General features: G+C 73.4%; 16 protein-coding genes. 1 reads left to right on the plus strand and 15 read right to left on the minus strand.

Annotation, left to right across the window (positions count from 1 at the left end; all coding sequences use genetic code 11):
* Window positions 1–3: 3 nt before the first annotated feature.
* Genes ACIRF9_RS47305 through ACIRF9_RS47345 form a run of 9 tightly spaced genes read right to left on the minus strand, consistent with a single transcriptional unit; the run spans window position 4 to window position 7,788 of the window.
* Window positions 4–624, minus strand: coding sequence for a V-type ATP synthase subunit D (locus tag ACIRF9_RS47305; protein WP_403836187.1), 621 nt, complete (start codon window positions 622–624; stop codon window positions 4–6).
* Entirely contained in the window at window positions 621–2,024 is a 1,404-nt protein-coding gene (locus ACIRF9_RS47310) for a V-type ATP synthase subunit B (RefSeq protein ID WP_403836189.1), read from the minus strand. Before ACIRF9_RS47310 ends, ACIRF9_RS47305 begins: the two co-directional genes overlap by 4 nt.
* Complete coding sequence (locus ACIRF9_RS47315; RefSeq protein WP_403836191.1) at window positions 2,021–3,784, minus strand: V-type ATP synthase subunit A; 1,764 nt, start codon at window positions 3,782–3,784, stop codon at window positions 2,021–2,023. Before ACIRF9_RS47315 ends, ACIRF9_RS47310 begins: the two co-directional genes overlap by 4 nt.
* Window positions 3,781–4,308, minus strand: a complete 528-nt coding sequence (locus ACIRF9_RS47320) for a hypothetical protein (RefSeq protein ID WP_403836193.1) — start codon at window positions 4,306–4,308, stop codon at window positions 3,781–3,783. Before ACIRF9_RS47320 ends, ACIRF9_RS47315 begins: the two co-directional genes overlap by 4 nt.
* Window positions 4,305–4,529, minus strand: coding sequence for a hypothetical protein (locus tag ACIRF9_RS47325; protein ID WP_403836195.1), 225 nt, complete (start codon window positions 4,527–4,529; stop codon window positions 4,305–4,307). The genes ACIRF9_RS47320 and ACIRF9_RS47325 overlap by 4 nt, the downstream gene beginning before the upstream one ends.
* 2 nt (window positions 4,530–4,531) lie before the next feature.
* The gene (locus tag ACIRF9_RS47330) at window positions 4,532–4,948 is read right to left on the minus strand and encodes an ATP synthase subunit C (protein WP_403836197.1); all 417 of its coding nucleotides are present in this window, start codon (window positions 4,946–4,948) and stop codon (window positions 4,532–4,534) included.
* The gene (locus tag ACIRF9_RS47335) at window positions 4,945–6,381 is read right to left on the minus strand and encodes a V-type ATPase 116kDa subunit family protein (protein WP_403836199.1); all 1,437 of its coding nucleotides are present in this window, start codon (window positions 6,379–6,381) and stop codon (window positions 4,945–4,947) included. The genes ACIRF9_RS47330 and ACIRF9_RS47335 overlap by 4 nt, the downstream gene beginning before the upstream one ends.
* Window positions 6,368–7,327: a V-type ATPase subunit gene (locus tag ACIRF9_RS47340; RefSeq protein ID WP_403836201.1), complete on the minus strand. Its 960-nt coding sequence runs from the start codon at window positions 7,325–7,327 to the stop codon at window positions 6,368–6,370. Before ACIRF9_RS47340 ends, ACIRF9_RS47335 begins: the two co-directional genes overlap by 14 nt.
* On the minus strand, window positions 7,327–7,788 hold the full coding sequence (locus ACIRF9_RS47345) for a hypothetical protein (RefSeq protein WP_403836203.1): 462 nt from the start codon (window positions 7,786–7,788) through the stop codon (window positions 7,327–7,329). Before ACIRF9_RS47345 ends, ACIRF9_RS47340 begins: the two co-directional genes overlap by 1 nt.
* Before the next feature lie 173 nt (window positions 7,789–7,961).
* Between ACIRF9_RS47345 and ACIRF9_RS47350 the strand changes: the two genes are divergently transcribed.
* Complete coding sequence (locus tag ACIRF9_RS47350) at window positions 7,962–8,822, plus strand: CBS domain-containing protein (protein WP_403836205.1); 861 nt, start codon at window positions 7,962–7,964, stop codon at window positions 8,820–8,822.
* 25 nt (window positions 8,823–8,847) lie between these two features.
* Here ACIRF9_RS47350 and ACIRF9_RS47355 read toward each other — a convergent pair whose 3' ends face one another.
* The 6 genes from ACIRF9_RS47355 to ACIRF9_RS47380 form a co-directional block, all read right to left on the minus strand.
* Window positions 8,848–9,102 (minus strand): acyl carrier protein, encoded by a 255-nt coding sequence (locus ACIRF9_RS47355; RefSeq protein WP_403836207.1) that lies wholly within the window; start codon window positions 9,100–9,102, stop codon window positions 8,848–8,850.
* Window positions 9,099–10,646, minus strand: a complete 1,548-nt coding sequence (locus tag ACIRF9_RS47360; protein ID WP_403836209.1) for a 2-oxo acid dehydrogenase subunit E2 — start codon at window positions 10,644–10,646, stop codon at window positions 9,099–9,101. The genes ACIRF9_RS47355 and ACIRF9_RS47360 overlap by 4 nt, the downstream gene beginning before the upstream one ends.
* Window positions 10,647–10,648: 2 nt before the next feature.
* Complete coding sequence (locus ACIRF9_RS47365) at window positions 10,649–11,647, minus strand: alpha-ketoacid dehydrogenase subunit beta (protein WP_403836211.1); 999 nt, start codon at window positions 11,645–11,647, stop codon at window positions 10,649–10,651.
* Window positions 11,648–11,649: 2 nt separating this feature from the next.
* A complete protein-coding gene (gene pdhA, locus ACIRF9_RS47370) occupies window positions 11,650–12,720 on the minus strand; it encodes a pyruvate dehydrogenase (acetyl-transferring) E1 component subunit alpha (RefSeq protein ID WP_403836213.1) in 1,071 nt (356 codons plus the stop codon).
* A complete protein-coding gene (gene acsA / locus ACIRF9_RS47375; RefSeq protein WP_403836215.1) occupies window positions 12,717–14,507 on the minus strand; it encodes an acetate--CoA ligase in 1,791 nt (596 codons plus the stop codon). The genes pdhA and acsA overlap by 4 nt, the downstream gene beginning before the upstream one ends.
* A gap of 70 nt (window positions 14,508–14,577) precedes the next feature.
* Window positions 14,578–15,606, minus strand: coding sequence for an alcohol dehydrogenase catalytic domain-containing protein (locus tag ACIRF9_RS47380; RefSeq protein WP_403836241.1), 1,029 nt, complete (start codon window positions 15,604–15,606; stop codon window positions 14,578–14,580).
* Between the last annotated feature and the right edge of the window lie 111 nt (window positions 15,607–15,717).

Below are 15,717 nucleotides of genomic sequence, written 5' to 3' on the forward strand. Positions count from 1 at the left end.
CGGTCACCGCCCGGTGCTCCGGGCCGCCCAGCGCCGCCGGACCCCGTCCTCGTGCTCGGCCTGTTCCAGAGCGAGGTCGGCCCGGTCGAGCGCCTCCCGCAGGCGGGGGATCCAGTGCCGTCGCAGGGCGCGGACCCGGTGCCGGGTGCTGATGACCTCGGTGCCCAGCAGTTCGGCGGCGGCGTGGGCGGCGGCGTACTCGGCGGCGGCGCGCAGGGCACGGCCGTACGCCGCTTCGGCGTGCACGAGTGCCGTGTTCCCGGGAGCGGCGGCGGTGAGCGGGCGGGCCGGCACAAAGGCAGTGGCCGTCGCGGGGTGGCGAACTCCCATGGAGGTGGTCCAGCGCACCGTGACCTCGGCGGGACCGACTCCCTCGGCAGCCGTGTCGAGGGCCTGTTCACCGCCCAGGAGAAGCCCTCGCAGCAGCCAGTCCTCGGCCTCGGACAACAGATCCCGCCAGGCACCGGCGGCCTTCTTCTCCGCGTTCAGCAGCCGCTCGTGCTCGGCGCGCAGGATGCGGAGCTTCTGCTCCAGCAGGTCGGCTCCGCGCTCGGCGACATCGAGGCTGTGCCGCAGTCGCAGCCGCCCCGCCCGACCGGGCGGCGCGGGCCGGGCGCCGGTCATCGGGAGGTCTCCGTGTCCGGGGCGTCCTTCGCCCCGTGGGCGTCGAGGAGTGCGGCGGGGAGCATGGAGAGCTGGCCGCGGGGCAGCGTGAGCAGGGCCCGCCAGCCGCGTTCCAGGGAGGCGTCGAGGCTGCGGGGCTCGTCGCTGCGCTGGTCGGCGAAGTCCCGCAGGAACGCCTCGTCGAAGTCGAGGTAGCGGCGGTCGGTGGGGCTCAGCGCCGCCTGGCCGACCAGGTCCGCGAGGTCACGGATCTGCCGTGCTCGGGCGAGGGCGGCCAGCAGCTGGGCGGCGACGTCGAGGTGGTCGTCGCGGGTGCGGCCGGGCCCGGCGCCCTTGCGCATCAGCCGGGACAGGGAGGACAGGGCGTCCAGCGGCGGGTACACGCCCCGCGCGTGCGTCTCGGGCGAGAGCACGATCTGGCCCTCGGTGATGTAGCCGGTCAGGTCGGGTACGGGATGGGTGATGTCACCGGCGGGCATGGTGAGCACCGGCAGCACGGTGACCGAGCCGGGCCGTCCGCGGACGCGTCCGCAGCGTTCGTACAGGGAGGCCAGGTCGCTGTAGAGGTAGCCGGGGTAGGCGCGGCGGGCGGGGATCTCCCCGCGGGCGGCGGACACCTCGCGCAGGGCTTCGGCGTACGTCGTCATGTCGGTCATCACGACCAGGACGTGTCGTCCGTCGGTGAAGGCGAGGTGCTCGGCGACGGTGAGCGCGATCCTCGGGGTGAGGATCCGTTCGATCACCGGGTCGTCGGCGGTGTTCAGCAGCAGGACCAGTTCCCCGGCCGCGGACCGCTCCTCCAGGGCGTCGCGTACGAAGGAGGCGTCGGCGTGGGTGAGTCCCATGCCGGCGAAGACGACGCTGAACGGTTCGCCGCCCGCGGTGGCCTGCGCGGCGATCTGGGCGGCGAGTTCCAGATGCGGCAGCCCGGCCACCGAGAACACCGGCAGTTTCTGTCCCCGTACCAGCGTGGTCAGGGCGTCGACGGCTCCGACACCGGTGAGCACCGGTTCGGACGGCGGTTCGCGCCGTACCGGGTTGAGGGGAGCGCCGCCCACCTCGGCCTGGTGGGCGCCGAGGACGGGTGGCCCGTCGTCGAGGGGGTCGCCGCGGCCGTTGCAGACGCGGCCGAGCCAGTCCGTGCCGACCGGGACGCGCAGCGGGCTGCCCGAGAAGACCGCGCGGACGCCCTGCGGGTCCATGCCCGCCGTGCCCTCCAGCACCTGGACGACGGCCAGGTCACGGTCGGCGTCCAGGACCACGCCGTGGCGCCGTTCACCCGAGGCGAGGGTGAGGCGCGCGTACTCGTCCCAGCCGACCCCCGAGACGCCTTCGACGATCGCGAGCGGCCCGCGGAGTTCGCGCACCGCCGTGTACTCGATGCCACCGGACAGGCTCACGGCCGCACCTCTCCCAGCCTGGAGAGCATGGCGTCACGCCGCGCCGCCACCCCGTCGGTGTCGTGCGGGCCGGTGTCCTCCCGGGCGCGCAGCAGCGGACCGAAGTCGACCTCCTCGACCGACGCCGCCGGTACACCGGAGTCCACGAGCTCCCGGCAGCGGTCGACGACCGCCAGGACGGCGTCGACCAGGGCCGCCGTCTTCTCCGGCCCGCAGTAAGCGTCCCACTCCGACAGCGCGCTCTGCTGCAGCACGCCCTCCCGCACCAGGCGGCCCGCGAGCACGCTGATCCGCTCCCGCTCCGGGAGGGCGGCGATCCCGATCAGGTCCACGAGGTCGGCCAGCCGGTCGGCTTCCGCCAGGGCCGCTCCCACCCGGTCGCGGCGCCGGGACCACGCCGGATCCCCGGCCGCCCGGTGTCCGGCGGCCAGCACGGGAACGTCCCGTGAGAAGGACCCGGCCCAGGAGACCGCCGGGTAGTGGCGGGCGTAGGCGAGGTCGCGGTCCAGGGTCCACAGGCAGCGGACGAAGCGTTCGGTGTGGGCGGTGACCGGTTCGGTCATGTCCCCGCCGGGCGGGGACACCGCGCCGATCACGGTCACCGAGCCCCGGTCACCGCCGAGCGTGGTCACGGCGGAGGCCCGCTCGTAGAAGGCCGCGATGGCCGAGGCCAGGCCGGCCGGGTAGCCTTCCTCGGCGGGCAGCGCGCCGGTACGGGAGGCGAACTCGCGCAGCGCCTCGGCCCATCGGGAGGTCGAGTCGGCGATGACCACCACGTCCAGGCCCATGTCACGGAAGTACTCGGCGACCGTCACCCCCGTGTGGACACTCGCCTCGCGCGCCATCATCGGCATGTTGGAGGTGTTGGCTATCGTCACCGTGCGCTCCGCCAGACGTCCGCCCGTGCGCGGGTCCTGAAGCTCCGCCAGCTCGGTGATGACATCGGCCATCTCGTTGCCGCGCTCTCCGCAGCCGACGTAGACGATGACGTCCGCGTCGCACCATTTGGCGATCTGCTGCAGCAGCACCGTCTTGCCGGTGCCGAAGCCACCGGGCACCGCGACGGTGCTGCCACGGGCCACGGGGAAGAGCAGGTCGATCACCCGCTGGCCGGTGTCGAGGGCCTCGTGGGTGTCGACGCGCTCCCGCACGGGGCGGGGCCTGCGCACCGGCCACAGGGCGCCCAGCCCCACCTCGGTGCCGCCCACCACAGCCACCGTCGCGTCCTGCGGCTGGTTCCCGGGGCCGGCGATCTCCGTCAGCGTGCCCCCGCGGCCCGGTGGCACGAGGACCTTCACCCGTACCGGTCCCGCGTCGCGGATCTCCCCGACCGCCTCCCCCTCGGCGAGTTCCTCGCCCGCCGCTGCCAGCGGCGAGAAGAACCAGGTGCGTTGCTCGGCCCCGGTCCGCCGCGTGTCCGGCAGCAGCCAGTCGCCGGCGCCGGACAGCGGGCGCAGCAGCCCGTCGAAGATCCCTCCGAGCAGGTGCGGACCGAGCCGTACCGACAACGGACGGCCCTGGGGCAGCGCCGGCTGTCCCGGCGCGAGCCCGCCGGTGTACTCGTACGCCTGGACGGTGACCACGTCACCGCTGATGGCCACCACCTCGCCGGGCAGTCCGGCGGGGCCGATCGAGACCAGGTCGTACATCGCGGTGCCGCTCGTGTACTCCATCTCGACCAGGGGTCCGGTGACACGCAGGACCCGGGAGACCGGTCGCCGGGCGGTGGGCGGCCGGTCCGTCCCGGTGGACGTCGTCACGGCTCCCACAGGTTGCGCACCTCCGCTCCCATGCCGTCCAGGGCCCGATCGGCCAGCGCGGTCAGCGACAGGTCGACCCGCCTTCCCGGTGTCCGGGCCACCACTCCCCCGTCGGCGTGCTCGGTGACCTGGGCGTCAGGGCCGAGGACCGCGCGGGCCCGCCGCTGGAGTCGCTCCCGGACAGACGCGTAGCCGTCGGCCCGGCGCAGTTCGCGGACCCGTTCCGCCGCCTCGCGGCGCAGCTGCTCGTACGGCTCACGGCGCGCGGAGAGCGTGCGGGATCTGGCCTCCCTCCGGGCCCTGACCAGGAGGTCACGGGCGGCGTCCGCGCCGTCGGCCTCCCCCTGCCGGCGGGCGTCGTCGAGGATCGCCCGGGCCTCGGCCCGGGCCTGGTCGAGCCGGGCGGCAGCCTCCCGTCCGGCGCGGGCCAGGAGCGTGTCCGCATCGGCGTGAGCGGCTCGCAGCAAACCTGCTCGGACCGGCTGGAGCGCGTCCGTCTTCTGGTCGGGGGCACGGGTCGTCACGGCGGCATCACCACGGTCAGGCGGCGGTGCGCGGGCGGCGCCGGATCGTGTTCGAGTGCCTCGGCCGCGGCAGGGGTGAGGATCACCAGGTCGATGTCGTCCGGCAGACTGCGCCGGCCCCGGCGTACGGCCTCGGGGTCGTCCGCGACGACGACGACCGCGCCGGCCAGAGCGAGACCGGCCACACGGGACCGCTCTCCGAGGGCGGCGACGCGTCCCATGGTCACGCCTTGCCGATGAGGATGACCGCGACGACCAGGCCGTAGATGGCGATGCCCTCGGCCAGACCGACGATGACCATGGCACGACCGAAGAGTTCGGGCCGTTCGCTGAGCGCCGCGAGGGCCGCCGCACCGGTGTAGGCGACGGCGATGCCCGCCCCGATCGTCGCCCCGGCCACCGCGATCGCGGCACCGATGAGGGCGGCGGAGCCGGAGCCCGAGTCCTGCGCCGCCGTGGTCGCGGCCTGGGCCGATCCTCCTCCGAGTGCGAGCGTCAGAACCACGGTGGCAGCCACCAGGAGAACGGCGTCGGCGGCGATCATCCACCACAGGGCCGTCCGTCCCGAGCGCCGCAGCACCAGGCGTGCGGCGACGAATCCGGCCGCGATCACGGGCAGGGCCAAGAACCAGGTGCTCACGACTGCTCCTCCCTCACCGGGCTGTGCTCGACGGGCAGCTGCCAGGGTCTGAAGGGACGTCCCTCTCCCTCGAAGAGCCGGGAGAAGAGTTCGTAGTACTCCAGGCGCAGTGCCTGGACACCGGCCACCAACGCCTCCAACGAGAAGGCCAGGCCATTGCCCGCGAGGAACACCAGCAGCGCGGCGGCGACGCCGACCGGGCCCCGCCCCGCCAGCGCTGTCGTGCCGTCCCAGACGATCGCGCCGAGCGCCGCGTGGGTGAGCCCGAAGGCCGCCAGCCGCGCGAAGGACACGACGTTGGAGCCGATCCGGACCACCGCGTCCAAGAGCTGGACGCCGGTCTGCACGACACCGCCCGGCCCGCCCGCCGTGGTCGCGTAGAGACCCGCCGCGACCAGGACCAGACCGGCGACGGCGACCACGACCCACGCGGCGGCGAACGCCGTCCGGCCGAGCCACAGGCATCCGGCGCCGGCCGCGAGGCCGAGATAGAGCGCGGCTCCGGCGATGCCGGTCTGCGCGTACAGGGCCGCGGCCGGTCCGCTCTCCCGCCACCGGTTCACGATCCCCGCCGCGTAGGCGAGGGCCAGCAGCACGGCGCCGAGCACGACGGCGGCGGCCAGCAGCCGCATGGGCTCCTCCAGCGGCGCCAGCCACAGCACGGGCAGCACTCCGGTCGGGCCGAAGAACTCGCCGTACGCCACGCCCGCCAGGGTCGCGGCCAGCCCCGCCCCGGCGACGAAGGGCCACAGGGGGCGCAGCGCCGCCAGTCGGCGCGGCCGCCCCGCGCGCAGCAGAAGGGCGAGGGCGACGAGCAGCAGCCCGTGCCCGGCATCACCGAACATCAGGCCGAACATCACCACGTAGACGATCCCGGCCGGCAGGGTGGGGTCGAGGTCCGCATAGGGCACGGCGCCGTACGTGCTGACCAGCGGCGTGAACGAGCGGCGCACGGTTCTCGCCGGTGGCTTCGCGGCCGCCCCTGTGAGCAGGGTCGGCGGATCGACACCACGCGGGGACCTCAGCACCACGAGCGCGCCCCCGGCACCGGCGATGCGCGCCGCCGTGGTGCCCACCTCCGCCTCCGGGCACCAGCCGGCCAGTGCGGCGGCCTCGCCATGCCGGACCGCGCTGCCGAGTCGTTCCTCCAGCTGCGCCTCACCGGCCAACAGGTCCGCCCGGCCCGCGCGCTCCAGGGCGTCCAGGTCCGGAGGAGTCTCACTGAGAACCGATTGTCCGGGTTCGGTGCGCAGCCGCCGCAAGCGCGTCGTCGCGGGCCCTCGGACGCCGTCCGGCCCCCCGTCACCGGCCAGATCGATCTCGACGCAGCCGGCCTCGGCGATCCGCACCAGGCTCTCCCGCAGCGCCTTCTCGGGGGCCACGACGGCCACCCTGCGCATCCGGACCGGGACGGCCGCCTCAGCCCGGGGCACGGAACACCTCCGCGGGCCAGACCACGGAGCCACCGCCCCGCGCGGCCAGCTCCAGCGCCCCGCGGGTCCGCCACGCATCGGCCGACAGCAGTGCCGCGGCCCCCACGACCGGCTGCGGACCGAAGCGGGCCCGCCGCAGCAGTTCACGGCCGTCCCGCTCGACCGCGTCCCACCAGCGTGCCTCCGCCCGCCACAGGTCCGCCGCCTCGCCGACATCGGCGAGCAGCCATCCGGCGGTGGCCGGCAGCGCCGGCCGGAAATCGGCGTACGACGCCGCGCCGACCGCTCGCGGGCCGAGCAGGCGGGCCGCCCGGCGGGCGGTGACGTCCGGCAGCGGGCGGCCGGCAACGAACACCTCGCGGCCGAAGAGCAGGGCGAGCCGGGCCGCGGCCCAGCGCGCCGCGTCGGGAACGGCGGCGGCGAGCCGTACGGCGGCGGAGACCCGCATGCCCGTGGCGATCGCGGCCGGCGAGTCGCCCCCGGGGTCGCCCCAGGCGGAGGCCGCCAGCGCGGTACGCAGCTCCGACGGCGAACGGGTGCGGGCGAGCCGCGTCCAGGCCGTCGCCAGCGCGCCCAGACGGTAGGGCGGGGGGTGGAGACGTTCCGTGCCCGGCTGTCGCGGGTCGGCCAGGAGTTCGCTCAGACGGTGCTCGGTGTTGGAGATCTCGAATCCCGCGGCGAGGGCCCGGACGGCGTTGGCGCCAGTGGCAGGCTGCCAGCCGGCGAGGACCCGGAGATGCCAGAGCAGTGTCGCCGAGATCGCACGCTGGGCTTCGGCGAGCGTGGCGCCCGGGGTGACGTCGTGCCGGTACGGAGTGGCCGCCAAGTAGCGCAGGGCGTCGTCGAGTTCGCGGGACGCGGCCACCTGCCCGGCGGCCTCGGCGCCCAGGCACCTGGTCCGCAGGGCCCGTGCCCGGGTCACACCCGCCACCCAGTCTGCGCCCATCAGGAACCGCCTCCCCGGCCTTCCGGTGCCACATCGGCCTCGACGTACTCCAGCACGAGGGCGAGCACCTGGTCGACGAGCGCGGGCGTGCGGCTCCTGGCACGGTCACGTACGGCGATCGCCTCACGCTCGGCCTCGGCGAGCAGGGCCGCGGCCTCGCCCTCGGCCGCGCGCAGCACCTGCTCGGCGGTACGCGCCCGTACCTGGCGGGCCTGCTCACGCGCCGAGGCCACGATCGCCTCGGCGCGCCGCTCTGCTTCTCGTCGGCCCGAGGCGGCAGTGGCCGCGGCCCGTTCGCGTATGCTCCGGGCTTCCGCCTCCGTCTGTTCGAGCAGGGCCAGCGGCGGTGCCAGTTCCGCACGGAGTTCGGCGGAGCGGTCCGTCGGGACACCACCCGGAGCGGCGCGGCCGGGCGAGGCCGCCGGCCGGAACCGCGTCAGAAAGTCCCGGAAACCCGTCACACGCTCTCCTCAAGGTGGGCCAGGGCCCCGCTTCCCAGTCTCCCCGGTGGGTGGTGACCTGTCGCGTCGCCCTCGGCCACCCGTCCTCGCCAGGGCCGTTCGGCCCAGAGGCCGCACCGGTCGATCGATGCGAAACTGAGCCCGTAGGTGAACGGCGTCCCCAGGAGGCAGCCGTGAGCGACTTCGAGCACAGCTCCGCGGAGAAGGACGCCCGCCGTACCCAGCCGGGCCGCCCCTGGACGCCCCAGGAGGATTTTCGCCAGGACGCACTGCGCCGCTACCTCGCGGCGGTCGCCGGTGCCGCGTCGGCGAGGAGCACCGAGGAGTCCGAACGCCCGCACGGCAGGGAGCATCTCGAGCCGCGTGCCACGACCGCACCCGAACCGCCCGTCCGGAAACCGGCCGTACCGCGCGTACGGGACGTCATGCGGGTACCGGCGGCCTCCGTTCCCGGTGACATGACGTTCCTGGACGTGGCCCACGCACTCGCCCGGGAGCAGGTGAACGCCCTGCCGGTGGTCGACGCCGACGACCACGTGATCGGTGTCGTCTCGGAATCGGATCTGCTGGCCAAGGCCGCCGTGATGGCGGAGCCGCGTCGGCACGGAGCGGTCGGCAGGCTGTGGCAGCACCGCCTGTACGACAAGAGCCACGGCGACACGGCCGCCACGTTGATGACCTTCCCGCCCGTCACCGTCCACCCGGAGCAGAAGGTGGCGGACGCGGCATGGACCGCCGCGCACGGCCGGTTGAAGCGCCTCCCCGTGACCGACCATCACGGTCGGCTCGTCGGCGTGGTGAGCCGACTCGATCTGCTGCGTGCCCTGATCCGCGACGACGCCGAGATCCTCGCCGAGGTCGAGTCGCTGGTCGGCCGGCACCTGCTGGATCCGCGCGGCGTCGAGGTCACGGTGGAGCGCGGCGTGGTGACCGTGGCGGGGAGGGTGGACAAGGCACTCGTCCCCGAACTGCTCGCCTCCGTACGGGACATCGACGACGTGGTGGATGTCGTCGACGACACCGAAGCGGTCTGAGTCGTTCCCGTCCACGGGGCGCGGGTCACCGTGCGCGGGCGACCAGGAAGTCGGCGCTGCCGGACAGCGTGGTCAGCCGAGGCGTGTCCTCGTCGTCGATACGGACGCCGGACCGTTCGCTGAGCACCTCCACGAAGCTCAGGAAGTCCAGGGAGTCCATCTCCAGCACGTCACGGAACGCCTCGTCGGGCCCCAGGGCGGCGACGTCGGCGTCAGGAACCACCTGAGAGATCGATTCCCGCACCATGTCGAGCGCGTCGGTTCGGTCGATGTTGTTCACAGCTGCTCCGGGTTCTGCAGGAGGCGGGTGACCGCCGTGAGGTAGCGGGCGCCGACGGCGCCGTCCGTTGCCCGGTGGTCGGCCGAGAGGGTCGCCGTGACCACGGGCCGCACGCCCAGCAGGCCGTCGACGGCGCACGGCCGGTCGACGACGCGCCCGAAACCGACGAGGGCCACCTGCGGCGGATAGATCACTCCGAACACGGTCTCCACACCCTGGTCCCCGAGGTTGGTGACGGTGATCGTGACGTCCGACACTTCGGAGCCCCGCAGTCTGCCTGTACGGGCCCGGGAGACCAGGTTCTTCAGGTCCGCCATCAACTGTGGGAGTGCCAGAGTGTCGGCGTGGTGCAGGGCGGGGGCGACGAGCCCTCCGCCACGCAGCGAAACGGCCACGCCGAGGTGTACCCCCTCCCCTGCCGTGAAGTGGCCGTCGGTCCAGGAACCGTTGAGCTCGGGGACCTCCCGGGCCGCCAGGGCCGCGGCCTTCAGCAGCAGGGCGGCGGGGAGCAGCCGTTCACCGACCGGGCTGCGCCGGTTGTGTTCGTGCAGCCAGTTCATCGCGGCTGCCATGTCCACGGTCGTGGAGAGGTAGTAGTGGGGAATCTCCCGGTTGGCCCGGCTCATCAGACCGGCGATCGCCTCGCGCATGGCCGTCCCCCGGTCCTGCGGGAGGCGCTCGTCGGACGGACGTACGGGAGGAGCTTCGGCGTGCGCGGGCGGGGCCTCCGTCGCCGGACCTGGGGCTGCCCGGCGTACGTCCGCGGCACGGACCGCCGAGTCCTTGCCGGTTCCCCTCACCGTGGTCAGGTCGACACCCAGTTCGGCGGCGAGCCGCCGGGCGAAGGGGGTTGCCCGCAAGCGCGGTGGGTGTTCAGTGACGAGGGCGGCCGCCGCTTCCTCGACGTCGGTTCGGGTGACGCGCCCCCCGGGGCCGGAGCCGTGCAGCGTCTCCAGGTCGACGCCGCTCTGCTCCGCGAGGTGCCGGACCAGAGGGCCCGCCTCCAGGTGGCCGCCCCGTCCGGCGGTGGACGGTACCGGGCCCGTGCCGGTGGCTGGTTCGGGGGTCGGCACCGTGGCGGGTTCGGGGGCTGGGACCATGGCAGCGTCGGGGGGCGGCACCGTGGCGGGTTCGGTGGCCGGCACCGTGGCGGGTTCGGGGGCCGGCACCGTGGCGGGTTCGGGGGGCGGGGGCTTGGACGGCTCGCCCTTCTTCGGAGTGCGAGAGGCCGCTCGTCGCTTCTCCGCCTTCGCGGGCTTCTTCCTCGTCGCCCTCTCGGGTTCTTCCGTCGCCTTCCCGCTCTTCTCCGCCGTCGTCCCGATCAGCGCGAGCGGTGTGCCCACCGGCACCGTCGTACCGGGCTCGACGAGCAGCTCGGCCATGGTTCCGGTCTCGAAGCACTCCACCTCGATGGTCGACTTGGCGGTTTCGACGACGGCGACCGGATCGCCCTTGTGGACGGGGTCGCCGGGTGCCACCAGCCACTCGAGGAGCGTGCCCTCGTCCATGTCGGCGCCGAGGGACGGCATGGTGAACTCGGCCATGGTCAGCCCACCGCCCGCCGGGCGGCCGCCACGATGTCGGCGGTCTGCGGCAGGGCGGCCTCCTCCAGCCTGCGGGCGTACGGCATGGGCACCTCCGCGCTGCACACCCGCTCGACGGGCGCGTCCAGTTCGTAGAACGACTCCTCCGCGATGCGGGCGGACACCTCGGCGGCGAGGCTTCCCGTTCGCCATGCCTCGTCGACGACCACCGCGCGGTGGGTGCGGGCCACGGAATCGGCGACGGCCCCCGTGTCGAGGGGCCGGAGGGTGCGCAGGTCGATGACGTCGGCGCTGATGCCCACGGCAGCCAGCTCGTCCGCCGCCGCGAGGGCCTTGGGCAGCGAACCCCCGTAGGTGATCAGTGAGATGTCGGTGCCACTCCTGCGGATCGCCGCGTGGTCCAGGTCCACGGGCGCGGTAACGGGAAGGAGTTCACCGGAGACGTTGTAGAGGCTCCCGTGCTCGAAGATCAGTACGGGGTCGGGGTCCGCGAGGGCCGGAGCCAGCATGTGGCGTGCGTCCTCGAGCGTGGCGGGGGCGAGAACCCGGATGCCGGGGATGTGCGCGTACCAGCCCTCCAGACTGTGCGAGTGCTGGGCGGCGAGCTGCCGTCCGGCGCCCGTGGTCATGCGGATGACCAGCGGTACGGCCAGTTGACCGCCCGACATGTGCAGGAGGGTGGCGGCGTTGTTGAGGATCTGGTCGAGGGCGAGCAGGCTGAAGTTGACGGTCATGATCTCGACGATCGGCCGCATCCCCGCCAGGGCGGCGCCGATGCCGGCCCCCACGAACCCGGACTCCGACAGCGGAGTGTCGCGGACACGTGCGGGGCCGAACTCCTCCAGCAGCCCGAGGCTGACGCCGAAGCATCCGCCGTAGCGGCCCACGTCCTCGCCCATCAGGAAGACCCGGTCGTCGGAGCGCAGCGCCTCCCGGAGTGCCTCGCGCATCGCCTCCCGGTAGGTCGTCTTCGCCGCCTCGGGCCGCTCGCCGTCCCCCATGGTCAGTCCACCTCCGCCGGAGCGCTGGTGACGTGGTGCAGGAGATGCTCCACGGGTTCCTCGGGCGCCCGCTCGGCCGCCTCCACGGCGTGGTCGACCTCGGCGGCGACCCGGCGCTCGATCCCGGCGAGTGTCTCGTCGACCGGGTCGCCGTCCTCGCGCATGCGGTCGAGGAGCCGGATGATCGGGTCCCGGTGCTTCCAGCGCTCGACCTCCGCCTTGTCCCGGTAGCGGTCCGGGTCGTACATGGAGTGGGCCCGGAAGCGGTAGGTGCGCAGTTCGAGGAAATGCGGCCCGGCACCGGCCCTGATGGCCTCGGCGGCCCGGCGGGCGGCCTGTTCGACGGCCTCCACGTCCATGCCGTCGACGGCCCAGGCGACCATGCCGTACGAGGCGGCCCGCATCGCCAGGTCGGTCTGCGCCTCGTGCCGTTCCAGGGCCGTGCCCATGGCGTAGAGGTTGTTCTCGCAGACGAGCAGCAGGGGTAGTTTCCACAGGGCCGCGAGGTTCGCCGTCTCATGGAACTCGCCCTCGGCGAAGGCTCCGTCACCGAAGAAGCAGCAGGTGACGTGGTCCTGTCCGCGCATGCGGTCCGCGAGCGCGAGGCCGGCGGCCAGGGGAAGCCCGCCGGCGACGATCGCGTTGCCGCCGTAGAAACGCCGGGTCGCGTCGAACAGGTGCATGGACCCGCCCCGGCCGCCGCTGCACCCGGTCGTCCTGCCGTACATCTCGGCCATGACGGCCTCGGCCGTGATCCCGCGCGCCAGGGCGTGGCCGTGTTCGCGGTAGGTGGCGACGACCGCGTCCTCGGGTGTCAGCGCCTCGTTGACGCCGACGGCGACGGCCTCCTCACCGATGTACAGGTGGACGAAGCCGCGGATCTTCGTGGCGCTGTAGAGCTCGACGCACCGCTCCTCGAAGCGCCGGATGCGCAGCATGGCTTCCAGCAGATCCGTCCGGTGCCCCGTGCTCGTCGCCTTCCTGGGCGCCTTCTTGGCCGTCGCGGTCTTCTTCCTGCCGCCCTTCCTGGGCTTCGGGTCCTTGCGCGTGCGGGTGGGGCGGGCCAGGCTCATGAGGATCCCTCCAGGGTGGACAGGTCGCCCGTGGGCAGGCCGAGTTCACGTGCGCGCAGCAGGCGGCGCATCACCTTCCCGCTGCGCGTCTTGGGCAGGTTCTGGTCGAACGCGATCTCTCTCGGCGCGACGGCGGGCCCCAGCTTGCGGCGGCCGAAAGCCAGCAGCTCCCGTTCCAGACCCGGACTCGGCGGGACACCGGGGCGCAGCGACACGAACGCCTTGACGACGTTCCCGGCGACCGGGTCCGGCCGTCCGATCACGCCGGCCTCGGCCACCGAAGGGTGCTCCATCAGCGCGCTCTCCACCTCGAACGGGCCGATCAGATGGCCGGCCGACTTGATGACGTCGTCGGCACGCCCCACGAACCAGTACCAGCCGTCCGCGTCCCGGCGGACCAGGTCACCGGTCAGGTACCAGCCGTCCGCGAACGCGGCGTCGTAGCGCTCCTTGTCGTGCAGATAGCCGCGGAACATCGACGGCCATCCCGGCCGCAGTGCCAACTCGCCCTCGGCATCGGCGCGTCGCACCTCGGTGACCCGGCCGTCGACGACCAGGGCCCGGCCGTCCTCGCCCTGCTCCAGCACGGTCGCCTCGACGCCGGGCAGCGGTCGCCCCATCGAGCCGGGCCGGACCTCGCAGGCGGCGAAGTTCGCGATCATGATGCAGCCGGTCTCGGTCTGCCACCAGTTGTCGTGCACCGGCAGACCCAGCACGTCCCGCCCCCACAGCACGGCCTCCGGGTTGAGGGGCTCGCCGACGGAGGCGACGAAGCGCAGGGCCGACAGGTCGTGGGAGCGCGGCAGGTCGTACGGGCCCTGGCGCGGTGTGGCGCGCATGAGCATGCGCAGGGCCGTGGGCGCGGTGTACCAGACACTCACCCGCTGCTCGCCGAGGATCCGGTACCAGCGCCGGGCGTCGTAGTCCCCTTCGTCGACGACCACCGTCACGCCGTGGACGAGCGGGGCGATGATCCCGTACGACATGCCGGTGACCCAGCCGGGGTCGGCGGTGCACCAGTACACGTCCCCGGGGTGCAGGTCGAGGGCGTACGCGGCCGTGGCGTAGTGGGCGACGACGGCCTGGTGGACGTGGACCGCGCCCTTGGGGGTGCCGGTGGTGCCGCTGGTGAAGTGCAGCAGGGCCATGTCGTCGGGGGACGTCGCCGGGATGGTGAAGGTGTCCGGGGCGGCGGCCATCAGGTCGTCGAAGGAGGCGGTGCCGGGAAGTTCCGCGCCGCCGGGCCCGACGATCAGGACGTGTTCCAGTCCGGCGAGCGATGCCCGGCGTTCGGCGACCTTGCGCCGGTAGAGAGCCGCGGTGGTGACCAGGACCCGCGCGTCCCCCAGGCGCAGCCGCTGCTCCACCGGGTCGGGTCCGAATGCGGAGAAGAGCGGGCAGAGCACACTGGTGTTCTTCAGCGTGCCCAGCACCGTGGTGTACAGCTCGGGGCAGCGGCCGAGCAGGGTGAACACCCGGTCGCCGTGTCCGACGCCGAGTGACCGCAGGACGTTCGCGAAGCGGGCCGTGCGGCGGGCCAGTTCCGCGTATGTGACGGTGGCGACGGAGTCGTCCCGGGCGACGCATCGCAGGGCGGCCTTGTCCGCGTGGTCGGAGGCCGCGTGCCGGTCGACCGCCTCGTGGGCGATGTTGAGCCCACCGCCGGGCAGCCCGGCCAGCTCGGTGCGCGCCTGCGACCAGGTGAAGTCCGAGCGTGCCCGGTCGTAGTCGGCGAGACGGGGCGGGACGACCGGCGTGGTGTCCTTGCGGATTGTTTCCCGGTGCATCGGCGCTCCTCCCGGCCCTTCGGTCATGCGACTGGCCGGCCCGCTCCGGCTCCAGTCCCCGCGGCCCCTCTCACTCTCGGTGCAGCACGACCTTGAGAGCACCCGTGGTGGCGCCCTGCGAGAACACCTCGTAGGCGTGCTCCATGCGGTCGAGGCCGAAGGTGTGGGTGACGAGCTGGGACACGGGCAGGCGTCCGAACATCAACAGTTCCAGCAGCCACGGTGTGGAGGACGTGTCCACCTGGCCGGTGCTGATGGTCACGTTCTTCCGCCACAGGGACTCGAGGTGCAGCGTGGCCGGTCTGCCGTGCGTCCCGATGTTGGCGATGTGTCCTCCGGCGCGGACGGCCTGGGTGCACAGCACGAAGCCGTCGGGTTCGCCGGATGCCTCGATGGCGACATCGGCGCCCGGCTCGTCGGACAGCTCGGCGATCATCTTCCCCGGCAGTTCGGCGGCATCGGCGCCCAGCCTGGCGGCGGCTTCCAGCCGGGCTTCGGACAGGTCCACGACGATGATCCGGCGGGGGGAGTAGAGCCGTGCGACGACGACCGTGGCGAGACCGACGGGCCCCGCGCCCACCACGACGACGGTGTCCCCGGGCCCGACGTGTCCGTTCTGTACCCCGACCTCGTATGCGGTGGGGAGTACCTCGGCGAGCAGAAGCGCGTCATCGAGCGGGACGCTGGGAGGTCGTGGGTGGGTGGAGTGGTCGGCGAAGGGGACGCGTACGAACTCGGCCTGCGTTCCGTTGATCTGGTTTCCGAGGATCCAGCCACCGCCTCCTCGGCACTGCCCGCGCCTGGTGTCGCGGCACGCCTGACAGCGGCCGCAGGCCGAGACGGACGACACGATCACCTGGTGGCCCGGGCGCAGGCCGTGGACATCGCTGCCGACCTCCACGACCTCGCCCACGGCCTCGTGGCCGAGGACCGTTCCGGGCTTCACCTCGGGGAGGTCTCCTCGCAGGATGTGCAGATCGCTGCCGCAGACGGTGGTGGCGTCGACGCGCACGATCGCGTCGGTGGTCTCCTCCGTCCTGGGGTCCGGGACGGTGTCCCAGGAGATGTGTCCCGGGCCGTGATGGACGAGCGCTCGCACGGTACTCACTCCCTCGCTCCGCATCACCTCCACGGTCACCCCGGCGGTGCACCCCGGCAACACGGGCCTCCGCGTCGCACTCGTCTCTCCCTTCAGTCCGGCTCCAGGTAG

The sequence above is a fragment of the Streptomyces sp. NPDC096132 genome (assembly GCF_044763345.1).
In the GTDB taxonomy this organism is placed as follows: domain Bacteria; phylum Actinomycetota; class Actinomycetes; order Streptomycetales; family Streptomycetaceae; genus Streptomyces.